A 22,596-nucleotide genomic window follows, 5' to 3' on the forward strand; every position below is an offset into this window, starting at 1 on the left:
CGTCCGATGACCGCCGACGACGTCCTGGATGCGGTCCGAGACCTGATCCCCGGAATCGCCGCTCGCGCAGCGGAGACCGACAGACTCGGCCGCGTCCCCGACGGGACGGTCCGTGAACTCGTCGCCGCCGGTGTGTTCCGCATGCTGCAGCCACGCCGGTACGGCGGGTTCGAGACCGAACCTGCACGCTTCTTCGAGGTCGTGCGGACGATCTCGGCGGCCTGCGGTTCGACGGGGTGGATCGCGTCCGTCGTCGGCGTCCACCCCTGGCACCTGGCCCTGTTCCACGATCGGGCGCAGCGCGAGGTCTGGGGTGAGGACGATTCGACGCTCGTCTCGTCGGCGTACGCCCCGGTGGGCCGTCTGATCCCCGTCGACGACGGATACCGGTTGTCGGGGACGTGGATGTTCTCGTCCGGTTGCCGGTTCGCGTCCTGGGCGTTGCTCGGCGCCGTGGTGGTCGGATCGGAGGGCAGGCCGGTCGATTTCGTCACGGTGCTCGTGCCCCGCAGCGACTACACGATCCGTGACGTCTGGAACGTCGTGGGGATGCGCGGGACGAGCAGCGACGAGATCGTCGTCGACGACGTCTTCGTGCCCGACCACCGGGTGAAGAGCAACTACGAGACGTCGCAACTACGCGGACCGGGCCGGAAGGTGAACACCGGTCCGCTCTACCGCCTTCCGTTCGCCGCGTTGTTCACCACGAGCGTCGCCGTCCCCGTCGTCGGAGTCGTCGCGGGCTGTTACGACGAGTATCTGTCCTCGATGCGCGAGCGGGTGCGGCTGAGCCTCGGTGGGGGACGGTTCGTCGACGATCCCTTCGCGCAGGTCGCCGTGGGGCGCGTCGCGTCGGACATCGACGCCGCGACACTGCAACTCGACCGCAACATCCGTGAACTGTGGGAGCTGGCGAAGGCGGGCAGGCAGATCCCGATGCAGCTGCGACTGCGCACCCGGCGGGATCAGGTGCGCGCCACCGAGCGTGCGGTCGAGGCGATCGACCTGCTGTTCAGGACCGCAGGCGGGACGTCGTTGTTCCTCGGTGGTGTCGTCGAACGGGCGTGGCGCGACGCGCATGCCGGCAGCGTCCACGTCGCGAACGAACCGGAACGGGCCTATGCGCTGTACGGGCGGGACGCGTTCGGTCTCCCGGTCGAGGACAATCTGATCTGACCCCGTACCGGACTCCGGCCGTCCTTCGCACGCGCGAACCGGTGTCGGCAGGGCATGTTCCGGTCATCGGGACGAATCGTATCGCCGTGCCGCGGTGGCGCATAGCGTCCGCGGGAACGCACCGTCACCGTTCCCGTTCGGAAGGAATGCCTCCATGAGCGCCTCACCGGTCCGCCCGATCTCCGTCCACGACATCGAGACGTGGGATCTCGAATCCAACGTCGTCATAGCAGGTTTCGGCATCGCCGGTGTCTCCGCCGCCATCGGTGCCGCCGAGAGCGGCGCGGACGTGCTGGTGCTCGAACGTACCGGGGGCGGTGGGGGAGCGGCGGCGTTGTCGGGCGGCATCGTCTACCTCGGCGGTGGCACGCGACTGCAGAAGGCCTGCGGATTCGACGACACCCCCGAGAACATGAAGACCTTCCTCGCCGCGGCTCTCGGTCCGGGCGTCGACGAGGCCAAGCTCGACGTCTACTGCGAGGGCAGCGTCGACCACTTCGATTGGCTCGAATCGTGCGGGGTGCCCTACAAGGAAGGGTTCTGGTCGCAGCCCGGCTGGGAGTGCCCGGAGGACGACTCGCTGATGTACAGCGGCGGCGAGAACGCTGCCCCCTTCTCCTCGCTCGTCGACCCCGCGCCGCGCGGTCACCTCGCCCGGGTGCCGATGCCGCGCACCGGCGATCAGGGCGCCGGCCACGTGCTCATGACCACCCTCATCGCCAAGGCCGCCGACCTCGGCGTGCGCGTCGAATCCGACGTCCGCGTCCAGCGTCTCGTCGTCGACGACACCGGAAGGGTCGTCGGGATCGTCGCCCAGCGTTTCGGCGACACCCTCGCGGTGAGGGCGCGTCGCGGCGTGGTCCTGGCCACCGGATCGTTCGCCTACAACGACGAGATGATGCAGGCCTACGCGCCTCGGCTGTACCAGCGTCCCGCCGCCACGGTCGAGGAGCACGACGGTCGCGGCATCCTCATGGCACAGGCGCTGGGTGCGCGTCTGGCACACATGGACGCGTGCGAGGTCGCCTTCTTCTGCGACCCCCAGCTGATCGCACGCGGCATCCTCGTCAACGGTCGCGGTCAGCGTTACGTCGCCGAGGACACCTATCCGGGCCGCGTCGGTCAGCTCACCATGTACCAGAACGACAACCAGGCGTTCCTCGTCCTCGACGAGCAGGCCTACGAGAAGGGGATGGCGGCGCCGAGTTCGAGTCCGCAGTTGCGTCACCGGCCCACCTGGGTGTGTGAGACGGTCGCCGAACTCGAATCCGAGATGGGACTGCCCGAGGGCGCCCTGACCGCGACGGTGGAGCTGTACAACAAACATGCCGAGCAGGGGACGGATCCGGTCCTCGGGAAGAAGCCCGAGTGGGTGCGGCCGATCGGGTCCCCGATCGCGGCGATCGACCTGCGGAGCATGACCGGCGGTTTCACCCTGGGCGGACTGCAGACCTCGATCGATTCGGAGGTCCTGCATGTCGACGGGGAGCCGATCCCCGGTCTGTACGCCGCGGGTCGCTGCACGTCGGGCCTGTCGGCGTGGGGGTATTGCAGCGGCATCTCCCTCGGTGACGGGAGCTTCTTCGGGCGGCGGGCCGGCATCCGCGCCGCTGCCTCGTAGACGACGGGGTGTGTGTGCGGTGCCCGTCCACCGCACACACACCTTCCCCGTCAGCGGCCGAGATCGAACCCGCCGCGGTAGAACACCATCGGACCGTCGTCGGCGAGGCACTCGAGTTCCGCGACCCGGCCGATGACGACATCGTGATCACCCGCGACGTGCACGTCCTCCACCGAGGCGTGCACCCGCAGCAGGACATCCGGCAGCGACGGAGTGCCCCAGCGGGACAGTTCCCAGTCGAGACCGTCGAACTTCGAACCGCGGCTCGATCCGAAACGCGCGCACAGATCGCTCTGGCCGGCACCGAGCACGTTGACGGTGCACCGGCCGGCGCGGCGGATCCGCGGCCACGCGCGACCGCGGTGATCCGCGCAGAACAACACGAGGGGCGGCTCGAGCGAGACCGACGCGAACGACTGGCACGCGAAGCCTGTGGGTCCGTCCTCGTCGAGACCGGTCACGACGGTGACGCCGCTCGCGAACCGTCCCATGGCGCGTCGCATCTCGTCGGCGCCGGGCAGCTCGATGTCGTAACCGATGTCGCGGGTCGGTATCCGGGTCTGCATGTGGCTCACTCCGATTCGATCGTGGAGGTCGAGTCCGACCGTCCTTCTCCGACTCCGACGTTATGACCGGCGAAGGTCGGGACGGGCCGGCTTCTCGCTCAGTGGACGCTCGGATCCGATGCCGTCCCCGCACGACGTCCGGTGCCCGTGCTCCCACCGTTCGGGACCGTGGGTGAGCTGCGATGCGACAATCTGCCGGGCGGTTCGGTGCAGAATCGACGGGTCGTCATCGCGGAAAGGGGAACCGGTGCCCAGAATCGGTAAGGCACGGGACGGAGCCGAGCCGACCTCGGTCGAACAACGGCGACGACACGTGCGGATCCTCGAGGCCGCAGCGCAGCTGGGGTCCGAGCACGAACTGGCCCGTGTGCAGATGACCGAGGTGGCGAAGAACGCCGGGGTCGCGATCGGCACCCTGTACCGATACTTTCCGTCGAAGACGCACCTGTTCGTGGCGTTGCTGCTCCACCGGCTCGAACTCGGCGCCGACCGGCTGCCCGAGAGGAAGCCGGGAACGAGCGCGCGCGAGGCGATCACCGAGACACTCGTCGAGATGACCCGCCGGTTCGTCGACCGTCCGCGCCTGGCCTCCGCGATGTTGCTGTCCAACAGCACCGCCCCGGCATCGGTGGTGCCGGACTCCGTCGAGGTGAGGCGGACGTTCCACCGGATCCTGTTCGAGAAGGCAGGCCTCGACGAGCCGACCGAGGAGGATCGCAACGCCGTGCGGCTGTTGTCGATGTTGTGGTCCGGACTGTTGGTGACCTATCTCAACGGCGGCGCGACCCTCGAAGAGACCGAGGCCGATGTGCGGAGCAGCTGCGACCTGCTGCTCGCGCACCTGTCCGAGTAGGGACCCGAAACGACGCGAGTCCCCCTGCGCGGTCTGCGGAGAAGGACTCACGTCGTCGGTGCGAGAAGGCTATCCGGCCGCACCGATCGGGGGTGCGGTGTCCAGGACGTCCCCGAGGGTGGCCGCCGTCGCGTCGGCGCCGCCGAAGGTGAACGCCAGCTGCCGTCCCCACAGGAAGTAGCGGTGGATGGGGTAGTCGATGTCGGCGCCGATACCGCCGTGCAGGTGCTGGCCGGTCAGACCGACCCGCACACTCCCGCGCGACGCCCACCACTTCGCGACCAGCGCGGCGGACTCGGCTTCGTCCTCGCGTCCGACGTCGAGCAGCCATGCGGCCCTGCGCATCGTGAGGCGGATCGCCTCGGTGTCGAGGTAGGCGTCGGCTGCGCGCAACGCGACCGCCTGGTTGGTCGACAGCGGCCGGCCGAACTGCACGCGCTCGGAGGTGTACTTCGCCGTCGCCCGCAGCGTCTCTTCGCACACGCCGAGCGCCACGGCGGCCAGGGCGACGCGGATACGACGCCGGGTCCAGGCCGCGATCTGCTCCCCGTCGCCGGGCAGGACGTCCTCGGCTCCGATGTGCGCGTCGGTGAACCGCACGGCCGCTTCGGCGCCGCGACCGGTCACCTCCACCGGGGTGGCCTCGACGCCGGTCGCATCCACGGGGGCGATGACGACGGCGACCGAGTCGTCGTCGCACCGGACGGGGACGACCACTCCCGCGATGGCGGGCGCCCACGGCACGGACGGAATCTCCCCGCTGATGACGAGGTCGTCGCCCTTGCGGATGGCGGTGACGGTGGGGCTCGCCCCGGGGGTGTCGTCGAACGCGCCGGTCAGGACGACGGAACCGTCGAGGAGCCCCGGCAGGAACCGGGCGGTCTGGGTGCTCGAACCGAAGTGGGCGAGCGGGAGAGCGGCGCCGGCGACGGCCGACCACACGGGGACGGGGGCGACGCGACGGCCTTGCTGCTGCAGGATCGTCGTCAGCCCCAGCATCCCCATGCCGGCGCCACCGGCGGATTCGGGCAGGGCGAGTCCGAGCAGCCCGGAGTCGGCGAGGGCCTTCCACAGGGTGGCGTCGAAACCGCCCTCGGTGCGCTCCACCTCCACGACCCGTTCGACTGCGGCGAGAGAGCCGAAGACCTGCGAGGCGAGGTCTTCGACCGCGATCAGATCGTCGTCGAGTTCGAATTCCATGTCAGCTCCTCGTCTCGGCGGGTGTCTTCGTTGCGGCAGCGTCGGGGCTCGTAGGGGCGTCTGCGACACCGGGGCGCCTACGGGCGCCGAGTGTCATCCCGAGGGTCCGGGCGGCGACGATCTCGCGCATCACCTCGTTGCTGCCACCGCCGAAGGTGTTGTTCTGGGCGCGCCGGGCGAGAGCCTCGACCCGGCCCTCGATCACCGCGCCGTGGCTGCCGGGACGCAGCAGGCCGCGAGCACCGAGCACCTCCTGCAACATGCCGTAGGCCGCGACCACGCCCTCGGTGCCGAAGACCTTCGCGGCGGCCGAATCGCCGCCGTCGAGCGTGTTCGCCGCGATGTCCGACACCAGGCGCAGGTTGACGAGGTCGGTCGCCGACAGCAGCGCGTAGACCTCGGCGAGCGTCGCGCGCACCCACGGGACGTCGAACAGCACACCGGGACCGAACGGCTCGTTCTTCGCCCACGCGAGGACCTCGTCGTACATCTGGTTGGCGATGCCGCCGCGCGCGGCGAGCGCGACGCGCTCGTGGTTGAGCTGGCTGGTGATCAGGGTCCAGCCCTGGTTGAGCTCGCCGACCACGTTGCTCAGGGGAACGCGGATGTCCTCGTAGTAGGTCACGGCGGTGCTGATGCCGCCGACGGTCCGGATCTCGGTGGCGGAGAAGCCCGGTGAGGAGGTCGGCACGAGTACGACCGAGATCCCCTTGTGGCGCGGTGCATCCGGATCGGTGCGGACGGCGAGCCAGACCCAGTCGGCGAAGATCGCGGCGCTCGTGAACAGCTTGTTGCCGTCGATGACGAGTTCGTCGCCCTCGACACGCGCCCTGGTCTGCAGCGCGGCGAGGTCGGTGCCGGCGCCGGGCTCGGTGTATCCGATCGCGAACTTCAGTTCACCGGTGAGGATCTTGGGCAGGAAGAAGTCCTTCTGTTCCTGCGTGCCGTACTTCATCAGTGCCGGGGCGACGGTGTTGAGTGTGACCAGCGAGACCGGCGCGCCGGCGCGGATCGTCTCGTCGTAGAAGACGTAGAGCGCCTCGGGATCCTCCCCGCGTCCGCCGTACTCCTCGGGCCACCCCAGGCCGAGCCAGCCGTCGGCGCCCATCTGCCGGTAGATCTTGTCGAAGACCGGTCCACCCTCGGTCTGATCGACCAGGGCGCGTCGATCGTCGTCGTCGATGATGCGGGCGAAGTACTCCCGCAGTTCGGTGCGCAGCCGCCGTGACGTGTCGGACAGCTCGGGATGCATGTGGTCTCCTGAGAGGTGGTCGGGGCCCGGGTTGCGGGCCTAACGGTCGGCCGAGAGGACGATCGCGCTGTGCGGCACCGGCGATCCGCCCGTGACGAGCACGTTGTCGAGTGTCTTCGCCGGCTGGTTCACGGAGGTGCCGCGGATGAGCCGGACGCCTTCGGCGATGCCGTTGACGCCGTGGATGTAGCCTTCGCCGAGCTGCCCGCCGTGGGTGTTGACCGGCAGGCGGCCGTCGACCTCGAGGTTGCCGTCGGCGACGAAGTCCTTGGCCTCACCACGACCGCAGAAGCCGTACTCCTCGAGCTGGAGCAGCACCATGGGGGTGAACGCGTCGTACAGGATCGCGGCGTCGATGCCCTCGGGGCCGAAACCGGCCTGACCCCACATCTGCCGGGCGACCAGTTCAACCTCGGGCATCACGTCGATGTCGTCGCGGTAGTAGCTGCTCATCGAGATCTGCTGCGGTCCGACGCCCTGGGCGGCGGCGGTGATGACGGCCGGGGGATGCGGAAGGTCGCGTGCCCGTTCGGTACTCACGATGACCAGTGCCTGGCCGCCGTCGCTCTCCTGGCAGCAGTCGAGCAGGCGGAGGGGGTCGGCGAGCATCCGGGAGTTCTGATGGTCGTCGAGGGTGATGGGTCGCTCGTAGAACCAGGCCTTCGGGTTGGTGGCCGCGTGCTTGCGCGAGAGCACCGAGACGCGCCCGAAGTCGGCGCTCGTGGCGCCGTACTTGTGCATGTAGGTGCGGGCCAGGAAGGCCTCCTGCTGGGCGGGGGTGAGCAGACCGTAGGGGTTGATCCAGTTCCGGTATTCCTGGTCGGTGCTCGAGTTGTAGGCGAACGGCGGCGGGCCGGCACCGAAGCGGTGACCGGAGCGCTCGTTGAAGGCGCGGTAGACGACCACGACGTCGGCGACGCCCGACGAGACCGCCAGTGCGGCCTGCTGGACGGGGGCGCACGCGCCGCCACCGCCGTGCGGGATGCGGCTGAAGAACTTCAGCTCGGGGATACCGAGTGCGCGCGCGACCGCGATCTCGGGGTTGGTCTCCATGGTGAACAGGGCGAAGCCGTCCACCTCCTCGACACCGATCTGCGCGTCGGCGAGTGAGGCGAGCACCGCCTCACACGCGAGCTGCCATTCGCTGCGACCGGAGTTCTTGGAGAACTCGGTGGCCCCGATCCCGGCGATCGCTGCGGTTCCCGAGAAACCTCGCACGCTCATCGGATTCCCTTCCCGTACGGCTCGACCACGACATCGGCGGAGACGTGGACACCTCGGCTGTTGCGCCCCTGGACCTTCACCGTCACGGTGGTGTCCTTGACGGCGGTGATCTCACCGGTCATGACCATCGGATCGCCGGGGAAGGCGGGAACGCCCAGGCGCAGCGAGACCTTCCGGATGCGCGCGGTGGGTCCGGTCCAGTCGGTGATGTAGCGGTCGACGAAACCGTTGGTGGCGTTGATGCTCATGAAGACGTCCGGTGTGCCCCGCCCGAGTGCGGCGTCCGGGTCGTGGTGCACGTCCTCGAAATCCTGCGACGCGATCGCGGTGGCCACGATGGTCGTGCGATCGATCGGCAGGACGAGTTCGGGAAGTTCCTGTCCGACAGTGCATTCGGCGAGGTTCATGCGTCTCCTCCGGGCTTGCGCAGCTGGGGCAGGATCTCACCGTGCGCGTGCTCGGAGAATCCCACCTCGAGTTCCATGCCGATCTCGAGGGTGTCGTGGTCGACCCCCGCGATGTCGGCGACGATGCGGATTCCTTCGTCGAGGTCGATCAGCCCGACGGCGAGCGGATACTCGAAGGCGGGATCCTGCGGGTGGTGGATGATCGTCCAGCTGTGAAGCGTTCCGCGCCGCGAGGATTCGACGCTCTTCCACTCGAATGAGCGGCACGCGGGGCAGGCCGGGCCGGGAGGATGGCGCAGAGTGCCGCAGTTGCTGCACTGCTGGATCTCGAGTCGGCCCTCACGGACGGCGTCGAACCAGAACTGGTTGTCCTGGGTGATGGTGAGCCGGGGGACGGCGGTCATTCGGACTCCTCGGTGGTGGTCGGGTCGAAGCGGAGCATCCGGAAGCGTTCCTCGGCGACGAGCTCGCCGTTCCGGTCCTCGTAGCGCTTGTAGAGCGTGAAGAAGCGGCCCCTGCCGAGGCCGGTCCGCTTGACCGGAGACACCGATTCGATGAGGAAGTGGGCGGTGACGTGGTCACCGGGAACGAGTTCGCGGTGGTATTCCTGTTCGACGTTCGTGGCGACGACGGAGGTGAAACCCTCGCGGTCGAGGTCGGCGAGCATGCGCGAGTACGCGAAGTCCTCGACGACACCCTCGTGACGTTTGCGCTGCACCTCGCGCCAGCGCCGGTAGCCGGCCATGACCCAGGTGGAGATCATCGCCGGGGGACACACGATCGAGGGCCGGCCGGTGCTGCGGGCGGCGGCGTCGTCGACGTAGACGGGGTTGACGTCGTCGTGGGCCTCGGCCCAGTTCCGGATCATGGCCTCGTTCACGGTGTATCTGGCCACCCGTGGTGGTTCGGCCACCCGGCCGATGTACTGCTCGTAGTCCTGTTCGACGGTCTGCATGGTTCCCGATCGCTCTCTGTGTCCGAACCTGATCGCTTCGCCACGCTAAGGCGGGGCCGCGGACGTCAACTGCCGGTTCCCACTCAGCAGGAGCGGGCGGAGGGCGGTACCGAACCAAGCGATTGCTTGGTAAGTTGTCGGAGTGAAGGAAGAGGCAGCACGCGCGCTGCCCGAGACGCGGAGGTGCGAATGGATCTGGGACTCGACGGCGCGGTCGTGCTCGTCACCGGTGGCGTACGCGGCGTGGGTGCCGGGATCAGCAGGGTCTTCCTGCGTGCCGGCGCCACGGTGGTGACCTGTGCGCGGAACGAACCCGAGCAGCCGATCACGGTGGACGGGCGCACCACCGAGTTCCTGCCCTGCGACGTCCGTGATCCGGAGAAGGTCGCGGAGCTGGTCGACGGCATCGTCGCCCGGCACGGTCGCCTGGACGCGGTGGTGAACAACGCCGGTGGTTCGCCCTACGCCCTCGCGGCCGACGCGAGCCCGAAGTTCCACGCCAAGATCGTCGAACTGAACCTGCTCGCGCCGCTGCTGGTCGCGCAGGCGGCGAACGCGGTGATGCAGAAGCAGGAGACCGGCGGTTCGATCGTCAACATCTCGAGCGTGAGCGGGTCGCGCCCGTCGCCCGGTACCGCCGCCTACGGAGCCGCGAAGGCCGGAATCGACAGTCTCGCAAGTTCACTCGCCGTCGAATGGGCGCCGAAGGTGCGGGTGAACTCGGTGGTGGTCGGCCTGGTCGACACCGAACAGTCCCATCTGTTCTACGGCGACGAGGAAGGAGTGGCCGCCGTGGGCGAGACCGTCCCGCTCGGACGTCTGGCGACCCCGGACGACATCGGCAACTGCGCGGCCTTCCTGGCCTCCCCGCTGGCGGCCTACGTCAGCGGATCGACATTGACCGTCCACGGCGGCGGCGAACGCCCTGCCTACATGGCAGCGGCCCGAACGAAGGAGACGAAGTGAGTGGACTGATGGACGGGCGCGTGGTCATCGTGACCGGCGCCGGACGCGGCCTCGGTCGCGCCCATGCCCTGGCATTCGCCGCGGAAGGCGCGAAGGTCGTCGTCAACGACATCGGTGTCGGCAGCGACGGCACGGCCACCGGTGAGTCGCCCGGCGAGCTGGTCGTCGAGGAGATCCGCGCGGCCGGGGGAGAGGCCGTCGTCAACGGCGACGACGTCGCCGACTGGGCCGGCGCCGAGAACCTCGTCAAGACCGCCCTCGACAACTTCGGCCGGCTCGACGTGCTCGTCAACAACGCCGGATTCCTGCGCGACCGCATGCTCGCCAACATGAGCGAGGAGGAGTGGGACGCCGTCATCCGCGTGCACCTCAAGGGGCATTTCGCGCCGATGCGCCACGCCATGAGCTACTGGCGCGCCGAGTCCAAGGCCGGCAACCCCGTCGACGCCCGCATCATCAACACCAGCTCGGGTGCCGGACTGATGGGCAGCATCGGTCAGGGCAACTACGCCGCCGCCAAGGCCGGCATCGCGACGCTCACGATCCAGGCCGCAGCCGAATTCGGCCGCTACGGGGTGACCGTCAACGCGATCGCGCCCTCGGCGCGCACCCGCATGACCGTCGGTGCCGGTGGCGCGATGGCCGAGATGATGGCCGCGCCCGAAGAGGGTTTCGACGCCATGGCGCCGGAGAACGTCTCGCCGCTCGTCGTATGGCTCGGCAGTGCCGAAGCGAAGGACGTGACCGGGCGCGTGTTCGAGGCCGAAGGTGGCAAGGTGTCGCTGGCCGACGGATGGCGCCACGGTGAGGCGATCGACAAGGGCGACCGCTGGGATCCGAAGGAACTCGGTCCCGTCGTCGAGAAGCTGATCGCAGCGTCGCAGCCGCCGACGCCGGTCTACGGAGCGTGATGTCCTCGTGCGCGTTTCCGGTGGTCGCCACCGGAAACGCGCACGGGCAGCCGATCTAGGCGGGCGTGCGGATGATGAGGGTGGAGCCGGGGAAGTAGGCGGCGAGTTCGGAGCGCGCCTGCTTGAGCGTGGCGGTGCCGTAACCCTGCTTGCGGAACTCGGGATGCACCCAGATCCGCACGTCGACCTCGTTGCCGGTCAGCTCACCGAACGCGAAGCCGATTGCCTTCGGCTCGTCACCCGAAAGATCTTCGGCCACAAGCCACATCCCGGACTCGTCGTCCATCAGCTCGCTGCCGCGTTGCCGCTCGGATTCGACCCGCTCGTCGCTGTCGTCGCCCAGCTGGTCGGCGCAGCGCTGCTTGAACAGCGCGGTGTCGGCCGCACTGTGCGAGATGGGCCGCAACCGGAAATGCGCGCCGGTCGCGTACGGACGCGCTGCCGTCGTCCACTGCAGCACCGCATCGAGATCGTCGAGTTCTTCACGGATCTTCTTCCGCTCCGCCTGGGTCAGGCGGCGGAAGGGAAGGTTCAGCACGGCCTCCGCGCAGAACTCGTCGGTGTCGAGCAGAGAGGCGAGCTTCGCGACCGCGTCGCCCCGATCCCTGCTCTCGACGATCACGTCGAGCACCTCGTGGCGTTGTTCGAGCGCTCGGAGCAGCGCGGCCGCGATCTCCCGCCGGTCGAGTACCTTGTCGTGATTCGTGGTTGCCATCGTGCGACATCCCTTCGTCGAGAACCTGGACGTACGAGACTCAGTATTCCCGCACGGGACCGTCCCGGCGAGCCGTGCCGACCGGGATGCTCACTCGCACACGACGACGGGAATCACACGGTCGGTCCACGACTGGTAGTTGTCGAAGTCCGGGTACATCGCCGTCAGGCGCGGCCAGTAGGCCGCTCGTTCCTCGTCGCTCGCGACCCGCGCCCGCATGGTCCGGATGCGCGACTTGATCTGCACCGTGACCTCCGGGTTCGCCTGGATGTTGCGGAACCACAAGGGGTGCTTGGGCAGTCCGCCCTGGGAGGCGACCAGGACCACCTTGTCGCCGTCCTCGAGGAACAACAGCGGGGCCGTCCGCGGCTGCCCGGTCTTCCTCCCGATCGTGGTCACCAGGCACACCGGGATGCCCCACGGGAAGGCGCTTCCCACACGCCACTTCCCGCCGATGCGACCGCCGGTCGCCCGGTACGCCGCGACGTTGAACCGCGACATCCACTTGATGATCGAGACCGTGGCCTTCGAATCGAGGCCCTTCGGTGCCGTTTCGGTGCCCATGTCAGATGCGCTCGATGATGGTGCCCGTCGCCAGCGCGCCGCCGGCGCACATCGAGATCAGCGCGGTCGACGCGTCGCGGCGCTCGAGTTCGTGCAGCGCGGTGGTGATCAGGCGCGAGCCCGTGGAACCGACGGGATGGCCGAGCGCGATGGCACCGCCGTTGACGTTGACCTTGTCCATGTCCGGTCCGTGCACCTGGGCCCAGGACAGCAGTACCGACGCAAAGGCCTCGTTGACCTCGAACAGGTCGAGATCGCCGATGCTCATGCCGGCCTTCTCGAGAACCTTCGCGGTGGCCTGGACGGGGCCGTCGAGGTGGAACTCGGGTTCGGCGCCGACGAGTGCCTGCGCGACGATCCGTGCCCGCGGCTTCAATCCGAGTGCCTTCGCGCGGTCGGAGTCCATGAGCAGCACGGCGGCGGCTCCGTCGGAGATCTGCGACGAGGTGCCGGCGGTGTGGATGCCGCCCTCGAGCACGGGCTTCAGCTTCGCCAGCGACTCGGCCGACGTCTCGCGCAGACCTTGGTCGCGGGTGACGGTCGCCTTCTCGCCGGTGCGGTTGCCCTCCTTGTCGACGACGGGGGCGACGACCGGCAGCACCTCGCGGTCGAACCGGCTCTCGTCCCAGGCCTGCTTCGCGAGCTGCTGCGAGCGCACGCCGAGCGCGTCGACGTCCTCGCGGGTGATGCCGCGGCGCCGCGCGATACGCTCGGCGGCCTCGAACTGGTTGGGCATGTCGATGTTCCACGACTCCGGCCGGCGCGAGCCGGCCTGGTCGCCGACGTTGGCGCCGAGGGGCACCTGGGTCATCGCCTCGATGCCGCACGCGATGCCCACGTCGATGGCGCCGGTGGCGATGAGGCCTGCGATGAGGTGGTTGGCCTGCTGCGCCGATCCGCACTGGGCGTCGATGGTGGTCGCGCCGACCTGCCAGGGCAGGCCCGCGTTGAGCCACGCGGTGCGGGTGATGTTGTTGGACTGGGCGCCCGCCTGGGTGACGCAGCCACCGATGACCTGTTCGACGAGCTCGGCGTCGATGCCGGCGCGTTCGACGAGTCCGGCCTGGACGGCGCCCAGGATCTCGGCAGCGTGCAGGCCCGCGAGCCATCCACCCCGCTTGCCGATCGGGGTCCGTGCGGCCTCGACGATGACTGGTGTGCCCACTTCGGGCTCCTTTCTCCTACGTTCTTCGCAAAATAGAACAGGTTTCTCCGAGAGGCAACAGAACTTGATTATCACACGGGACGTGCGGATCTCTTGGTCGCACGGCGCACCTGTGTTTGAATGGTTCTAGAACGTGTTACAAATCACGCGAGCGGTACTCGCCAGGGCAGGAGAGATATCAGTGGCGCAGCCGAACATCCCCGAAGACATCGACTTCACCGATCCCGATCTGTACGCAGACCGTATGCCGTTCGAAGAGTTCGCGGAACTGCGCAAGACGGCACCGGTGTGGTGGAACAAGAAGTCTCCCGACGTCGGTGGTTTCCACGACGAGGGTTTCTGGGTTGTCTCCCGGCACGAGGAGGTCCGTGAGGTCTCCCGCCGGAGCGACGTGTTCTCCAACTGGGAGAACACTGCGATTCCGCGGTTCAACGACGACATTCCGCGCGAGGCCATCGAACTGCAGCGCCACGTCCTGCTCAACAAGGACGCCCCCGAGCACACCAAGCTGCGCAAACTCGTCGCCCGAGGCTTCACGCCCCGTGCGATCAACGGCCTGCGCGACGAGCTCGACCGTCGCTCCAAGATGATCGTCCAGGAGGCCTGCCAGGCCGGTCGGGGTGACTTCGTCACGCAGATCGCCGCGGAACTGCCGCTGCAGGCGATCGCCGATCTCATCGGCGTCCCGCAGGAGGACCGCGCGAAGATCTTCGAGTGGTCCAACCAGATGACGGGCTACGACGACCCGGACAACACCGCCGATCCGGCGGCCGCCTCCATGGAGGTGCTGGGCTACGCCTACCAGATGGCCGCCGCCCGCAAGGAGAACCCGGCCGACGACATCGTCACCACCCTCATCGAGGCCGACATCGACGGCGACGAGCTGGCTCCCGAGGAGTTCGGCTTCTTCTTCATCGTCCTCGCGGTGGCTGGCAACGAGACCACCCGCAACGCCATCACCCACGGCATGGCGGCCTTCCTCGACAACCCCGAGCAGTGGGAGATCTTCAAGCGCGACCGGCCGAAGACCGCCGCCGACGAGATCATCCGCTGGGCCACCCCGGTCACCTCGTTCCAGCGCACGGCGCTCGAGGACACCGAGCTCGGCGGACAGACGATCCGCAAGGGCGAGCGCGTGGTCATGCTGTACGCCTCGGCCAACAACGACGAAGAGGTGTTCGAGAATCCCCGCGAGTTCGACATTCTCCGGGATCCCAACCCGCACCTCGCCTTCGGTGGCACCGGGGCGCACTACTGCCTCGGTGCGAACCTCGCCCGCATGGAGATCGACCTGATCTTCAACGCGATCGCCGACCACATTCCCGACATCACCAAGATCGGCGACCCGCACCGTCTGCGGTCGGGCTGGCTCAACGGCATCAAGGAATTCCAGGTCGACTACAAGACCTCGGGAGGATGCCCGGTCCAGCACTGAGCGACCACAGCGCAGATCCCCGGACGCCGTCAGGCGTCCGGGGATCTCGTTGTTTCTGTGCCGATCACTCCTCGGGTGAGGGGTCTCCCGGATCGCGGGCCGGCATGATGACGCGGCTGATCAGCCGCCGTCGCCTGCCGGGGCCCGGGCCGAGTTCGGCATAGCGCGCGAACAACTGTGCCATCTCACCCACGAGATCCAGGGCCTCCGCGTCGGTGAGCTCGAGCGCGACCTGCCGATAGCCCACGACGTCGTCGGCCATGCCTCGCCGGTTCGGGTCGTCGAGATACGCGTCGAAGTCGTCGAGCAACTGCGCGGCGAAGACGAGGAAGGCGCGCCGGTGGTCGTCGGCGCTCATCTCCTCGGCCTGGGCGCCGGTGACCTGGGCGCGTTCGGTGACGAGCCGGAACGTGCGCTCGACGGTGCCGCGCACGCGACGTTCGGAGACGACCTCGAGTACCCCGGCGTCGACGAGGGTCGAGATCTGGCGGTAGAGCGTCGCGGTGGAGACGTCGTCGAGCAGTGTGCGCAGCTGAGCGGTGGTCGCGGTGCGATCGCCGAGCAGTGCCTGGACGATGCGTAGCCGGACCGGATGCAGCAGCAGTTCTGCGGTGGTCATGCTCCCCCTTCCGTCCCAACCTTCTCACAGTTGACATTGATCTCAACAATGAGAATAATCGCTGTCATGACGACAATGCGTATCGACAACAGAACCCTGCGAGTGCGGCTCACCACCTTCGAGAAGATCGCGGGACTCCTCGGCAACGTCGACGTGCCCCTCGCGTCGATCCGGAAGGTGGAAGTGCATCAGGACGGACTCGCCGCGGTGCGGGGCATCCGTGCTCCGGGGCTCGGTCTGCCGGGCGTGCGCAGCATCGGCTCGTGGCGCGGGCCCGGCCGCAACGACCTCGTCTCGGTCCGGCGCGGGCAGCCGGCGCTGCGCATCGAACTGGAAGGGCACAAGCGCACCGCGCTCGTGTTGGGTGCCGACGACGCAGAGCAGTGGGCGCAGAAGCTGCGCACTGCGGCCCACTGCTGAGAGGTGGATCTACGCCAGGCGCCGGTACTCCTGGTGACGCCCCCGGTCGCGTACGACGACGCCGAGTTCCTGTAGTTGTTCGTGCAGTGCGGTGGCAAGATGTGTGTCCTTGCCGGACAACGCTTCCCGCCGCTCTCGCAGCAGGGCGTGGGTCTGCTCGTCCAGGCCGGGGTGTCCCTCGATCCACCGGGTGAACGATTCTTCGTGGGTGTTCTTCTCGCTCCACGGATAACCGTGCGCCGTGAATGCGTCGGCGACGGCACGGTCGTTCAGGTCGTCGGCCTTGCGCCGCGCGAGTTCTCGCTCCGCGGAGTCGAGCAGGACCAGATCGCGGCCTTCGCGGAACACCGACCCGATCTTCGCGCGCGGCACGTACAGATCGCGCTCGTCCTGGGTCAGCAGCACTCCTTCGGAATCCACGGTCAGTGCCAGGGACTCGTGGATCGCTGTCGAGGCGAGGAAGAGTCCTGCGCCGATGCCGACGACGGTGAGGAGCGGGATCGTCCACGCCGTGGTGAGTCCGGCCAGGAGTTCGAGCGGGCCGGGAACCGTCGGAAGGGTGTCGACCGCCCACGTCGACACGGCCGGCGCGACGAAGCCGAGTCCGAGACCGGCGAGAGCGCACAGGATCCCCAGCGCCCCCGGAACGACGGGGGAGACGGTTACGCGAGTGGCATCGTCGTGCATCCTCATGATCGTGGTCCTTTCGTGTGTCCGGTGAGATAGCGCTGCACGATCGTCCGGATCGTCCCGACCGGATCGACGGCCGCGGGATTGTCCGCGTACAGGAACGCCGAATCCTTGATCGCGCTGATCCAGGTGGCGGCGGCGCCCGGATCGAGGGACGGGTCGATCCGGTCGCCCGCTCTGCGCAGGAGATGGGTGAGCCCCTCGATCACGATGCCGTCGTCCTCGTCGAGGATCTCGGCGAGGACGGGGTCGTGACCGACCTGGCGGATCACCTCGACCACGAGTCCTCCGGCTGCGGGATCGGTGGCCTGCCCGACGAGTTCGGCGACCATGTCGAGAAGGGCTTCCAGGGGGTCGTCGGCGTCGCGATGACGCTCCACGAGGGCCCGGGTCTCGGGTAGGCCCTGCTCGAAGATCGCGCGGAACACTCCGCGCTTGTCTCCGAAGTGGTGGAAGACCGTGCCGGAACTGACTCCTGCAGCCTTCGCGATCGCCGTCACCGGTGTGGCATCGAAGCCGTGCTCGGCGAAGAGGGCTGCAGCGGAGTCGATGATCGCGGTGCGGCGGCGGGCTCGGAGTTCGGGGTCGACGGTGCGTGCCATGGCCCCAGTGTATTAATTGATCGAGTAGTCAGTCAATTAATCCGGGAAGGTCGGGCGGGCTCGGTGTCGCGAGCCGGCCTCAGCGCAGGCGCCGCAGATCCTCGGGCGTATCCACGTCGCCGGCCTCGGCGAGATCGCTGCAGTCCACCCGGCGTACCCGATCGCGGTTGCGGGCGAGGAACGACCGCGCACCTTCGTCGCCGGTGGCCTCGTCGGCGGCCGTGAGAGCGTCGGCGAGGTCGAACACCACCGGGTGGCCGGGACGCTCCTCGAAGACGGGGAGCGTGACCGTGCCCGGTCGGTGCTCGTCCAGGACGTGGCGCACCAGATCGGCCGTGATGCCGGGAAAGTCGACGACGGTGAGTGCGACCCGGTCGTGGGTGCGCGCGGCGTCGACCCCGCGGCGCAGGGAGGTCGACATGCCGTCGGACCAGTCGGGGTTGTGCACCGCCGTGGCACCGGCCGGGCAAGCGGTGGCGACCTCGTCGCCGAACGCACCGACCACCACCACGACCTCGTCGCAGCCACCACCGAGCAACGCATCGACGACGGTATGCAGCAGGGGACGGCCACGGTGGGGGAGCAACGCCTTCGCGCGCCCACCCAACCGCGAGCCGTCCCCTGCTGCGAGAACGATTCCGGCGGTCGACATACCGCCGATGCTACGAGACGGGCCGTACGGTCTTCATCGCGCGATCCACTTCCCAGAACGCACGCAGCGACACGATCTTCCCGTCGTCGTCGACCCGGTAGACGAACACGCCCTCCGCGTCGATGAGATTGCCCGCCATCGTGGTGCGGATCGTGCCGATGTTGACGCACTCACTGCCGCACACCAGCACGTCGTCGACGAGGAACTCGAGCTTGTCGGTGTTCGCGATGGTCATGTCGTAGAACTTCGCGATCGCCTCGTGGCCGTGGTGTCCCTTGCCCTCGGGATCGAAACCGGACGGGCCGACGGGATCCTCGACGCACGCATCCTCGGCGAACAGTGCGAGCCACTCGTTCTTGCGCTTCCCGCTCGCCGCCGCCTGCGACGCACGGGCCGCCACGCGCGCCGGATGTTCCTCGCTCATGCCGCGTCCTTTCCGTGGATGTACTTGTCGGCGAACTTCCGCAGCGATTCCTGCTTCGCCTCGAGCGGCGAGTCGAATCCGTGCCCGTCGAAGATCCACGGCACCACGATGATGTCGGTGACCCCGGCGTCGGCGAGTTCGGCATAACCGGAGCTGCCGAACCGGTCGACGCACACGGCCTGGATCTCGAACGGCTCGTCGCCGCGGCCGTACTCGGCACGCAACTCGCGCAGGCGCGTGATGACCTCGACGAGATCGTCGAACCCGATCATCGCCGACGTCCACCCGTCTCCGATCCGGGCCGCGCGACGCAGTGCCACATCGGTGTGCCCACCGACGTAGAACGGCACCGGCTCGCTGGGTGCGGGGCTCATCTGGAGCCGGTCGAAATCGTAGAACTCGCCGTGATGCTCGACCATACCGCCGCCGAGGATCAGCTTGAGTACGTCGATCATCTCGTCCACGCGCTTGCCGCGCTTGGCGTAGGGAACACCGCACCACTCGAATTCTTCCGGCGCCCATCCGATCCCGACGCCGAGACCGAACCGGTTGCCGGTGAGATTGGCGACCGAACCGACCTGCCGTGCCAGCAGCACCGGATTGCGCGAGCCGAGCTTGAGTACCTGCGTGTAGAACCGGATCGTCGACGTGGCGGCCGCCATGGACGCCGCGGCGATGAGCGGATCGACCCACGGGGTGTCGGGCGTCCACATCCGCGAACCGTCGGGAGTGTACGGATAGTCGACCGTCTGCTTCTCCATGTAGAACAGGGAGTCGGGCAGGGCGATCGAGGTGTATCCGCACTCCTCGGCGGTCTGCGCGATGCCGGTGAGCTGGTCGAGCGGGGTCATCGCGACCCCGACGGTGAACGAGACCATGCCCGCCTCCTAGTTCGTCGGCCGGTCGGAGCCCACGACCCACATGGAGAAGTACTGCGAGCCACCACCGTAGGCGTGTCCGAGCGCCTTGCGGGCACCGTCCACCTGATGGTCTCCCGCCTTGCCCATCACCTGGATCGCGGCCTCGGCGAAGCGGATCATGCCCGACGCGCCGATCGGGTTGGAGCACAGCACGCCACCGGACATGTTGATCGGCAGCTGGCCGCCGATGGCCGTCTCGCCGGCCTCGGTGAGCTTCCAGCCCGAACCCTCGGGGGTGAAGCCGAGATTCTCGAGCCACATCGGCTCGAACCACGAGAACGGCACGTAGATCTCGGCGCAGTCGATCTCGGTGAGCGGATCGGTGATACCGGCCTGCTTCCACAGCGCCGCGGCGGCGACCCGGCCGGCTTCCGGATTGACCTGGTCGCGACCGGCATAGGTGGTCGGTTCGGTGCGCATCGCGGTGGCATGGATCCAGGCCACCCGGCGGCCCGCCTGTTCGGCGGCCCTCGCGGTGTCCTCGTCGCCGAGCACGACCGCGCACGCACCGTCGGACGACGGGCACGTCTCGTCGTACCGGATGGGATCCCACAGCATCTGCGAGGCCTGCACCTTCTCGAGCGTGATGTCGGGCTGCTTCAGATGCGCGTAGGGATTCTTCGCGCCGTTGAGACGGTCCTTGACCGCGACCATCGCCCCGATGTGCTCGGGGGCGCCGGAGCGGCGGATGTACGAACGGACGTGCGGCGCGAAGTAACCGCCCGCGCCGGCGCCGACCGGCATCGTGAACGGGACCGGCGTGGACAGCGCCCACATCGCGTTCGACTCGGACTGCTTCTCCCAGGCCACGGCGAGCACCCGGCGGTGCACACCTGACTGGACGAGACTTGCCGCGACGTTCGCCGTCGAGCCCCCGACGGACCCGGCGGTGTGCACGCGCAGCATCGGCTTGCCCGTGGCGCCGATGGCGTCGACCATCGACAGTTCGGGCATCATGACGCCTTCGAACAGGTCGGGGGCCTTGCCGATCACGACGGCGTCGATGTCGTCCCAGCCCACCTGGGCGTCCGCCATGGCGCGGTCGATCGCCTCGCGGACGAGGCCGGACATCGACACGTCGTGCCGCTTGGCGACGTAATGGGTCTGCCCGGTTCCGAGGACAGCTGCGGGTTGCTTCGCCATCAGTTGCGTCCCTCCAGAACGGCTACCAGATTCTGTTGCAGCACAGCACCGCTCGTCGCGTGCGCGAGTGCACGTCCGGCCGTGCCGTCCATGATCGCCTGCGCTGCGTAACCGATGCGCTCGAGACCGCCGGAGAACATCGGGTTGCCCGTCAGCGGTCCGCCGGACGGATTGATCGTCGTCGAATCGTCCAGACCGATCGCCTCGCGGAGGATGAGCTCCTGATGCGTGAACGGCGCGTGCAGTTCGGCGACGTCGAAGGCGGTGTCGCCACCGGTGACCGCCTGCGCGGCGGCCCGTGCGGAGGCCGACACCGTGAGGTCGAGCGAACCGAAGTTCGGTGAGTCGGTGCGGTGTTCGATCCCGGTGATCCACGCAGGGTTCTCGCACAGCTCACGGGCCCGGTCGCCGCTCGCGAGGACGATCGCAGCGGCACCGTCGGTGACCGGAGCGCAGTCGTGCTTGCGCAGCGGGTCGGCGATGTACGGCTGCGAGAGCAGGTCCTCGATGTCGAGATCGCCCGAGAGCTGGGCCTTCGGGTTGTTCTTCGCGGCCGCGCGACTGCGCACCGCGACCTCGGCCATCTCGCGGTTGGTCCACTTGCCGGAGTCGAGACCCATGCGGGCCTGCAGACCGGCGAGCGAGACGGAGTCGACGCCGAGCGGTGCCACGAGGTACGGATCGAGCTGCAGGGAGAGGGTGCGCCGCAGGGTGCCGGCCGAGGACTTGCCGAAGCCGTAGACGAGGGCGGTGTCGACCTCACCGGTGATGAGCTTGACCCACGCTTCGTAGAGCGCCCAGGCCGCGTCCATCTCGACGTGCGACTCGTTGATGGGCGGGACCGCGCCGATCGCGTCGATCGCCGAGATGAACGAGAACGCGCGTCCGGCAAGGTAATCGGAGGAACCCGAGCACCAGAATCCGATGTCGGACTTGGTGATGCCGAGCTTGTCGTACAGCTCCTGGAAGCACGGGACGAGCATCTCGACGCCGTTGGTGGTGCCGAACGTCTCGCGCACGTGCGGAGCATGCGCGAAGCCGACGACTGCGATGTCTGTCATGGTGTCCGCTGCTCCTAGAGGTGGTGTTTGAAGGTGTCGTAGTCGGCGTCGGGTTCACCGGTGGGCCGGAAGTACTCGATGTTGCGCAGCGTGTGGTCCCACTCCTCGCGCGGACGCCACTTGGCCTCGACCCGCATGCCCATGCGCACCTCGGAGGCGTCGCACTCGAGGATCAGGTGCAGGAACGGGATGTCGGCGCCGTCGAGCAGCACGTAGGCCGCGACGTAGGGCGGCTTGATCTGCTGGCCCATGAACGGGACGTTGACGATGCAGAAGGTGGTGACGATGCCCTTGTCGGGCACCTCCACCGGTTCCTTGGTGGGCACACCGTCGGTCGGGCTCGCGCCGCGCGGCGGCACGTAGACCTTCCCGCCGGGGCCGGTGCGACCACCGATGATCTTCCCCTCCTTGAGACCGCGCAGGTACCAGGACTCCTCGGGCGAGGCCGAGTGCCGGTAGTGCAGGTCGACGGGGGTGGTGATCATGGTGACCGGTTCGCCGTCGGCCGCTTGCACGGTGAGGGTCGCCTCGCCGGGTTCGAAGGCCTCGATGTCGTGGATCTTGCCGGTGCGCTCTGCGGCCCAGCGCACGCGCACACGCAGGCCTGTCCCGATCTCGTCCGGGGACGCGACGTCGACCGCGTGCAGCAGCGTCGTGTCGGCACCGTCGAGACGGATCAGCGCCCACGCGAACGGCCGGTCGAACGGCTGTCCGGGCAACGGCTCGGCGTTCCACGTCCAGCTCACCACGGTGCCGGTCTGCCCGACCTCGACGAAATCGGTGAGCGGTTCATGGGTGACCGCGTCGAATTCGGGGGGCGGGACGAGGACCCGTCCGTCGGATCCGCGCGCGCCGAGAATGCGGCCGTCGCGCAGTCCGGTGACGAAGGCTCCGACGGTCGGCCCGGTGGATCGTGTGTAGTCGAACTTCAGATTCAGCGGTGCGCTCAGCGGTGGCTCGGCAACCGCGCTCTTTCCCAGGCTCACAATTTCGAGTAGAACAGGTTCTAGTGTTGCTGGCAAGAGCGGCGCGCGAACTGCACCTCGCCGCGATTC

General features: G+C 68.3%; 26 protein-coding genes. 7 read left to right on the plus strand and 19 right to left on the minus strand.

Going from position 1 to position 22,596, the window contains the following annotated elements; all coding sequences use genetic code 11:
* The first annotated feature begins 6 nt into the window (after positions 1 to 6).
* Positions 7 to 1,176, plus strand: coding sequence for a 3-hydroxy-9,10-secoandrosta-1,3,5(10)-triene-9,17-dione monooxygenase oxygenase subunit (hsaA, locus tag CKW34_RS03140; RefSeq protein ID WP_059382516.1), 1,170 nt, complete (start codon positions 7 to 9; stop codon positions 1,174 to 1,176).
* A 154-nt stretch (positions 1,177 to 1,330) separates the two neighbouring features.
* Positions 1,331 to 2,797: an FAD-dependent oxidoreductase gene (locus tag CKW34_RS03145; RefSeq protein WP_059382515.1), complete on the plus strand. Its 1,467-nt coding sequence runs from the start codon at positions 1,331 to 1,333 to the stop codon at positions 2,795 to 2,797.
* 50 nt (positions 2,798 to 2,847) lie between these two features.
* Here CKW34_RS03145 and CKW34_RS03150 read toward each other — a convergent pair whose 3' ends face one another.
* The gene (locus tag CKW34_RS03150; RefSeq protein ID WP_059382514.1) at positions 2,848 to 3,363 is read right to left on the minus strand and encodes a flavin reductase family protein; all 516 of its coding nucleotides are present in this window, start codon (positions 3,361 to 3,363) and stop codon (positions 2,848 to 2,850) included.
* A gap of 247 nt (positions 3,364 to 3,610) precedes the next feature.
* On the opposite strand from CKW34_RS03150, the gene CKW34_RS03160 reads away from it, so the two are divergent.
* The gene (locus CKW34_RS03160; protein ID WP_059382513.1) at positions 3,611 to 4,216 is read left to right on the plus strand and encodes a TetR family transcriptional regulator; all 606 of its coding nucleotides are present in this window, start codon (positions 3,611 to 3,613) and stop codon (positions 4,214 to 4,216) included.
* A 69-nt stretch (positions 4,217 to 4,285) separates the two neighbouring features.
* On the opposite strand, the gene CKW34_RS03165 is transcribed toward CKW34_RS03160, so the two are convergent.
* Genes CKW34_RS03165 through CKW34_RS03190 form a run of 6 tightly spaced genes read right to left on the minus strand, consistent with a single transcriptional unit; the run spans position 4,286 to position 9,254 of the window.
* A complete protein-coding gene (locus tag CKW34_RS03165; RefSeq protein WP_059382512.1) occupies positions 4,286 to 5,416 on the minus strand; it encodes an acyl-CoA dehydrogenase family protein in 1,131 nt (376 codons plus the stop codon).
* Between the two features lies 1 nt (position 5,417).
* Positions 5,418 to 6,668 carry an acyl-CoA dehydrogenase family protein gene (locus CKW34_RS03170; protein WP_059382511.1) on the minus strand — a complete coding sequence of 417 codons (1,251 nt, stop codon included), beginning with the start codon at positions 6,666 to 6,668 and terminating at the stop codon, positions 5,418 to 5,420.
* 39 nt (positions 6,669 to 6,707) lie between these two features.
* Positions 6,708 to 7,892: a lipid-transfer protein gene (locus CKW34_RS03175; protein ID WP_059382510.1), complete on the minus strand. Its 1,185-nt coding sequence runs from the start codon at positions 7,890 to 7,892 to the stop codon at positions 6,708 to 6,710.
* Positions 7,889 to 8,299 (minus strand): hotdog family protein, encoded by a 411-nt coding sequence (locus tag CKW34_RS03180; RefSeq protein ID WP_059382509.1) that lies wholly within the window; start codon positions 8,297 to 8,299, stop codon positions 7,889 to 7,891. Before CKW34_RS03180 ends, CKW34_RS03175 begins: the two co-directional genes overlap by 4 nt.
* On the minus strand, positions 8,296 to 8,703 hold the full coding sequence (locus tag CKW34_RS03185; protein ID WP_059382508.1) for a Zn-ribbon domain-containing OB-fold protein: 408 nt from the start codon (positions 8,701 to 8,703) through the stop codon (positions 8,296 to 8,298). Before CKW34_RS03185 ends, CKW34_RS03180 begins: the two co-directional genes overlap by 4 nt.
* Positions 8,700 to 9,254 (minus strand): FAS1-like dehydratase domain-containing protein, encoded by a 555-nt coding sequence (locus tag CKW34_RS03190; protein ID WP_059382507.1) that lies wholly within the window; start codon positions 9,252 to 9,254, stop codon positions 8,700 to 8,702. The genes CKW34_RS03185 and CKW34_RS03190 overlap by 4 nt, the downstream gene beginning before the upstream one ends.
* 189 nt (positions 9,255 to 9,443) lie before the next feature.
* On the opposite strand from CKW34_RS03190, the gene CKW34_RS03195 reads away from it, so the two are divergent.
* Both CKW34_RS03195 and CKW34_RS03200 read left to right on the plus strand, forming a co-directional pair.
* Positions 9,444 to 10,220, plus strand: a complete 777-nt coding sequence (locus CKW34_RS03195) for an SDR family oxidoreductase (protein WP_059382506.1) — start codon at positions 9,444 to 9,446, stop codon at positions 10,218 to 10,220.
* Positions 10,217 to 11,131, plus strand: a complete 915-nt coding sequence (locus CKW34_RS03200) for an SDR family oxidoreductase (protein WP_059382505.1) — start codon at positions 10,217 to 10,219, stop codon at positions 11,129 to 11,131. Before CKW34_RS03195 ends, CKW34_RS03200 begins: the two co-directional genes overlap by 4 nt.
* Before the next feature lie 55 nt (positions 11,132 to 11,186).
* On the opposite strand, the gene CKW34_RS03205 is transcribed toward CKW34_RS03200, so the two are convergent.
* The 3 genes from CKW34_RS03205 to CKW34_RS03215 all read right to left on the minus strand — a co-directional run bounded on the left by CKW34_RS03205 (position 11,187) and on the right by CKW34_RS03215 (position 13,575).
* Positions 11,187 to 11,846, minus strand: a complete 660-nt coding sequence (locus CKW34_RS03205) for a GNAT family N-acetyltransferase (protein WP_059382504.1) — start codon at positions 11,844 to 11,846, stop codon at positions 11,187 to 11,189.
* A 90-nt stretch (positions 11,847 to 11,936) separates the two neighbouring features.
* Positions 11,937 to 12,410 (minus strand): nitroreductase family deazaflavin-dependent oxidoreductase, encoded by a 474-nt coding sequence (locus CKW34_RS03210; protein ID WP_059382503.1) that lies wholly within the window; start codon positions 12,408 to 12,410, stop codon positions 11,937 to 11,939.
* Position 12,411: 1 nt separating this feature from the next.
* Positions 12,412 to 13,575, minus strand: coding sequence for a steroid 3-ketoacyl-CoA thiolase (locus tag CKW34_RS03215; protein ID WP_059382502.1), 1,164 nt, complete (start codon positions 13,573 to 13,575; stop codon positions 12,412 to 12,414).
* A 181-nt stretch (positions 13,576 to 13,756) separates the two neighbouring features.
* Between CKW34_RS03215 and CKW34_RS03220 the strand changes: the two genes are divergently transcribed.
* A complete protein-coding gene (locus CKW34_RS03220) occupies positions 13,757 to 15,010 on the plus strand; it encodes a cytochrome P450 (RefSeq protein WP_059382501.1) in 1,254 nt (417 codons plus the stop codon).
* Between the two features lie 64 nt (positions 15,011 to 15,074).
* Here the strand turns inward: CKW34_RS03220 and CKW34_RS03225 are convergent, their stop codons facing one another.
* Positions 15,075 to 15,629: a helix-turn-helix domain-containing protein gene (locus CKW34_RS03225; protein WP_059382500.1), complete on the minus strand. Its 555-nt coding sequence runs from the start codon at positions 15,627 to 15,629 to the stop codon at positions 15,075 to 15,077.
* Between the two features lie 66 nt (positions 15,630 to 15,695).
* On the opposite strand from CKW34_RS03225, the gene CKW34_RS03230 reads away from it, so the two are divergent.
* Positions 15,696 to 16,049, plus strand: coding sequence for a hypothetical protein (locus CKW34_RS03230; RefSeq protein WP_059382499.1), 354 nt, complete (start codon positions 15,696 to 15,698; stop codon positions 16,047 to 16,049).
* A 9-nt stretch (positions 16,050 to 16,058) separates the two neighbouring features.
* Here CKW34_RS03230 and CKW34_RS03235 read toward each other — a convergent pair whose 3' ends face one another.
* The 8 genes from CKW34_RS03235 to CKW34_RS03270 all read right to left on the minus strand — a co-directional run bounded on the left by CKW34_RS03235 (position 16,059) and on the right by CKW34_RS03270 (position 22,527).
* Positions 16,059 to 16,742 (minus strand): YqeB family protein, encoded by a 684-nt coding sequence (locus CKW34_RS03235; RefSeq protein ID WP_064059858.1) that lies wholly within the window; start codon positions 16,740 to 16,742, stop codon positions 16,059 to 16,061.
* Entirely contained in the window at positions 16,739 to 17,341 is a 603-nt protein-coding gene (locus tag CKW34_RS03240; protein ID WP_059382497.1) for a TetR/AcrR family transcriptional regulator, read from the minus strand. Before CKW34_RS03240 ends, CKW34_RS03235 begins: the two co-directional genes overlap by 4 nt.
* Positions 17,342 to 17,420: 79 nt before the next feature.
* Positions 17,421 to 17,993 carry a nucleotidyltransferase family protein gene (locus CKW34_RS03245; protein WP_059382496.1) on the minus strand — a complete coding sequence of 191 codons (573 nt, stop codon included), beginning with the start codon at positions 17,991 to 17,993 and terminating at the stop codon, positions 17,421 to 17,423.
* Between the two features lie 10 nt (positions 17,994 to 18,003).
* The gene (locus CKW34_RS03250) at positions 18,004 to 18,417 is read right to left on the minus strand and encodes a nuclear transport factor 2 family protein (RefSeq protein ID WP_059382495.1); all 414 of its coding nucleotides are present in this window, start codon (positions 18,415 to 18,417) and stop codon (positions 18,004 to 18,006) included.
* The gene (locus CKW34_RS03255; protein ID WP_033096877.1) at positions 18,414 to 19,295 is read right to left on the minus strand and encodes a TIGR03619 family F420-dependent LLM class oxidoreductase; all 882 of its coding nucleotides are present in this window, start codon (positions 19,293 to 19,295) and stop codon (positions 18,414 to 18,416) included. Before CKW34_RS03255 ends, CKW34_RS03250 begins: the two co-directional genes overlap by 4 nt.
* Before the next feature lie 9 nt (positions 19,296 to 19,304).
* Complete coding sequence (locus tag CKW34_RS03260; RefSeq protein WP_059382494.1) at positions 19,305 to 20,480, minus strand: thiolase domain-containing protein; 1,176 nt, start codon at positions 20,478 to 20,480, stop codon at positions 19,305 to 19,307.
* A complete protein-coding gene (locus CKW34_RS03265; protein ID WP_059382493.1) occupies positions 20,480 to 21,541 on the minus strand; it encodes a thiolase domain-containing protein in 1,062 nt (353 codons plus the stop codon). Before CKW34_RS03265 ends, CKW34_RS03260 begins: the two co-directional genes overlap by 1 nt.
* 14 nt (positions 21,542 to 21,555) lie before the next feature.
* Positions 21,556 to 22,527, minus strand: coding sequence for a Zn-ribbon domain-containing OB-fold protein (locus tag CKW34_RS03270; RefSeq protein WP_059382492.1), 972 nt, complete (start codon positions 22,525 to 22,527; stop codon positions 21,556 to 21,558).
* Between the last annotated feature and the right edge of the window lie 69 nt (positions 22,528 to 22,596).

Origin of the sequence: Rhodococcus rhodochrous (assembly GCF_900187265.1) — a bacterium.
Lineage (GTDB): Bacteria > Actinomycetota > Actinomycetes > Mycobacteriales > Mycobacteriaceae > Rhodococcus > Rhodococcus rhodochrous.